Source organism: Vulcanococcus sp. DEBay_Sum22DG08_74 (assembly GCF_017852955.1).
Lineage (GTDB): Bacteria > Cyanobacteriota > Cyanobacteriia > PCC-6307 > Cyanobiaceae > Vulcanococcus.
Map to the genome: position 1 here is coordinate 1 of NZ_JAFMKL010000137.1, position 3951 is coordinate 3951.

Sequence of the window (3951 nt, forward strand, 5' to 3'; positions counted from 1 at the left end):
CACAGCCAGGTCGTGGGTGACAAAGATCAGCCCCAGACCGAGGCGGTCCTGGAGCGAGCGCAGTAGCTGCAGTACCTCGGCCTGGACTTCGGCATCGAGCATGCTCACGCTCTCGTCGCAGAGCAGCACCTGCGGTTCCAGCACCAGGGCCCGTGCGATGGCGACCCGCTGTTGCTGACCGCCGGAGAGCTGGCGGGGCAGGCGCCCCTCAAAGGCCTCGGGCGGCTGCAGGCCAACGGCCTCCAGCCACTGCCGGGCCTGTTCACGGGCGGCCGCTGGGCTGGCGAGCCCATGGATCAAGAGTGGATCGGCAATGGCCTCCCCCACGGTCATCGCTGGGTTCAGGCAGGCCAGCGGGTCTTGAAAGACCATTTGGATGCGCCGCCGGGCCTGGCGCAGGGCCTCACCCCGCAGGCGCATGAGATCAACGCCCTTGAGCTTCACGCTGCCGCCCCGGACCGGCGTCAGCCCCATCAGGGCGCGGCAGAGGGTGCTCTTGCCGCAACCGGAGGCGCCAACGACACCCACGGTTTCACCGTGGCGCAGCTGCAGGCTGACCCCGTCCACGGCCCGGTACCAGCGGGACTGCCAGGGCAATCCCGGCAGGGGATGCCAGCAGCGCAGTCCCTCCAGCTCCAGCAGGGGAGAGGCATTGGATGGGGCGGGTGTGACACCGCCTTCCCGGGCCCGCGCGGCCCCCACGAGCCGTTGGGCCAGGGGAGATTGGGGTTGGGTGAGCAGGGTGGTCGCTGGGGCCTGCTCCACCAGTCGGCCCTGATCGAGGACGGCGATTTGATCGCACCAGCGCCCGGCCATGGCCAGGTCATGGCTGATCAGCAACAGGGCGCTGCCGGCCTCCCGGCAGAGTTCGCAGAGCTCCTGCATGACCTGCCCGGCCACGGCCACATCCAGGCTGGTGGTGGGTTCATCGGCAATGACCAGGGCGGGGCGCAGGGCCATGGCCAGGGCAATGGCGAGACGCTGCCGCATTCCGCCGCTGAACTCGTGGGGATAACTGCTGTAGCGCTCCTCGGTGATGCCGACCCGCTGGAGTAAGGCCCGAGCCCGTTCACGGATTCGTGCCTGCTGCCAGGCCGGGCGGTGTTCGCTGAGGGTGTCGGCCAGGTGCTCACCGATCGTCATCAGGGGGTTCAGCCGGGTCATCGGGTCTTGGAAGACCAGGCCGACCGCCTCGCCCCGCAGCCGCCGCAGTTCGGAGCGCCTGAGGGTCCTTGGATCCCTGCCCTTGAGCAACAGTCCGCCTTGGCAGCGACTGCCCTGGGGGAGCAGTTGCAGCACGGCTCGGGCCACCGTGCTTTTGCCGCAGCCGCTGGGTCCCACCAGGGCGAGGCGTTCACCCGCGTTCAACTGGAGATGGAGGCCATCGAGGGTGTTGCTTTGGCTCCCCGGGTAGCGCACGCGCAGGCCTTGCAGCTCCAGGACCGCACCGGGATGGGCTGGGGCGGCCATGGTCAGGCAACAGCACTCCACCCAGGCTGGCAGGTGCGGGAAGGGCAAACCCTCACCTGTGGTCGGTTTGTGAGGGCCACTGCATACGATGGTGGAAATCGCAGAGCGCAATGCTCCAGGCGGTGCCCGGTACGGCAGAACGGTCCGCCTCCAGTGGGGCAGCGGCTGCTGCTGAACGCCAGGGCCCAGGAGCGGCGCTCGGCAGACGGATCATCAACAGCCCCGCGGACTACGGCATTGAGCTGCCGGCGTGGCTGCACACCTGCATTGAGCACGTTCCCCCTGGGGTCGGGGAAAGTTGCCCCACCGACACCGAGGCGCTGCTGGCCTCAGCCTTCGACTTCGCGTTTCAGCTCCATGACGGCCAGGTGCGGGCCAGCGGGGAGCCCTACATCTGCCATCCCGTGGCGGTCGCTGATCTGCTGCGTGACATCGGTGCCAGTGCGGGGGTGATCGCCGCTGGATTCCTCCATGACGTGGTGGAGGACACCGAGGTCACGCCAGAGGAGATCGAGCAGCACTTCGGCTCTGAGGTGCGGGGCTTGGTGGAGGGGGTCACCAAGCTGGGGGGCATTCACTTCACCAACAAGACCGAGGCCCAGGCCGAAAACCTGCGCCGGATGTTCCTGGCGATGGCCAGTGACATCCGCGTGGTGCTGGTGAAGCTGGCTGATCGCCTGCACAACATGCGCACCCTCGGTGCGCTCAAGCCCGAGAAGCAGCAGCGGATTGCCCGGGAAACGCGTGAGATCTACGGCCCCTTAGCCAACCGCTTGGGCATTGGTCGCTTCAAGTGGGAGTTGGAGGACCTGGCCTTCAAGATCCTCGAGCCCGAGGCCTTCCGCGACGTGCAGCAGCAGGTCTCCAGCAAGCGCAGTGACCGCGAGGAGCGCCTGGGGGTCACCGCCGACATCCTCAGCGGCAAGTTGTCGTCTGTGGGCTTGGGTGAGTGCGAGGTCAGTGGACGGCCCAAGCACCTCTATGGCATCTGGAACAAGATGCAGACCCAACGCAAGGCCTTCCACGAGATCTACGACGTGGCGGCACTGCGGATCATCTGCCCGAACGTCGAGAGCTGCTATCGCGCCCTGGCGGTGGTCCATGACACCTTCCGCCCGATTCCTGGTCGCTTCAAGGACTACATCGGGCTGCCGAAGCCCAATGGCTACCAGTCCCTGCATACGGCGGTCATCGGTCGCCATCGGCCGATTGAAGTCCAGATCCGCACGGCCGAGATGCACCGGGTGGCGGAGTTCGGCATCGCAGCCCACTGGAAATACAAAGAGGGCGGATCCCCCGCCGCCACCGGATCGGATGCCGAGCGCTTCAACTGGCTGCGGCAGCTGGTGGATTGGCAAAAAGATGGCGTGGGGGAGGACAGCGGGGACTTCCTGCGCTCGATCAAAGAGGACCTCTTTGACGAAGAGGTGTTTGTCTTCACTCCCGGTGGAGATGTGGTGGGCCTGCGCAATGGCTCAACTCCAGTCGACTTTGCCTATCGCATTCACTCCGAGGTGGGGAACCACTGCCAAGGGGCCCGCATCAACGATCGCCTCTGCCCCTTGGCAACGCCGCTGCAGAACGGCGACTTCGTTCAGATCCTGACCTCCAAGACGGCTCACCCCAGCCTGGATTGGCTCAACTTCGTGGCCACGCCCACGGCGCGTAATCGCATTCGCCAGTGGTACAAGAAGAGCCATCGTGAGGAGAACATCCAGCGCGGCACCGACATGCTCGAGCGCGAGCTGGGCCGTGATGGTTTTGACGCCCTCCTCAATGGCGAGGCGATGGCGAAGGTGGCGCGCCGTTGCAACCTCGTCGGCACCGAGGATCTGCTCGCGGCCATTGGCTTTGGTGGCGTCACCCTCCATCAAGTCCTGAACCGCCTGCGGGAGGAGCTGCGCCTGGCCACCGAGGCCGAGGCCCCGGTCATCAGCGATGAAGAACTCGCCCGCAACCTCACCCAGCAGGGGGAGCAGACCTCGGGGCCATCGACTCCCCTGACGGGCCATGGCGACGCCAGCCCGATCCTGGGTCTCGAAGGCCTCGAATATCGCTTGGGCGGCTGTTGCAGTGCCCTCCCTGGCGAGGCGATTGTCGGCACGGTCGCCCTCGGCAACCACGGCATCACCATTCACCGTCAGGATTGCTCCAACCTCGGTTCAGTGCCGGCTGAGCGCCGCCTGCCGGTGCAGTGGAATCCCCAGGTCAGTGATTCACAGCGTCGCCGCTATCCCGTTCAACTGCGGATTGAGGTGCTCGACCGGGTGGGTGTGCTGAAGGACATCCTCACGCGCCTGTCCGACCACCGCATCAATGTCAGCGATGCCCGGGTGCGCACCAATCCTGGCCGTCCTGCACGCATTGACCTGAAGGTGGAGCTGGAGAGCGCGAATCAGCTGAGCAACACCATGGATCAGATCCGCTCGATGGCCGATGTGCTCGACATCGCCCGCGCCGGCATCGGCTAATCCCTGTTGC

Annotated in this window: 2 protein-coding genes; one reads left to right on the top strand and one right to left on the bottom strand. The window is 66.2% G+C overall.

The window, feature by feature from the left end:
- Window positions 1-1470 (bottom strand): ABC transporter ATP-binding protein (locus tag QZ184_RS10635; RefSeq protein ID WP_296419549.1); only part of this gene is annotated, 1470 nt, incomplete at its 3' end.
- 110 nt (window positions 1471-1580) lie between these two features.
- On the opposite strand from QZ184_RS10635, the gene QZ184_RS10640 reads away from it, so the two are divergent.
- Window positions 1581-3941 carry a bifunctional (p)ppGpp synthetase/guanosine-3',5'-bis(diphosphate) 3'-pyrophosphohydrolase gene (locus QZ184_RS10640; RefSeq protein WP_296416239.1) on the top strand — a complete coding sequence of 787 codons (2361 nt, stop codon included), beginning with the start codon at window positions 1581-1583 and terminating at the stop codon, window positions 3939-3941.
- The last annotated feature ends 10 nt before the right edge of the window (window positions 3942-3951 follow it).

What these genes read in the sequence shown, in the direction of transcription:
- QZ184_RS10640 (WP_296416239.1), top strand. Translation starts at nt 1,581, where the DNA reads ATGCTCCAGGCGGTGCCCGGTACGGCAGAACGGTCCGCCTCCAGTGGG.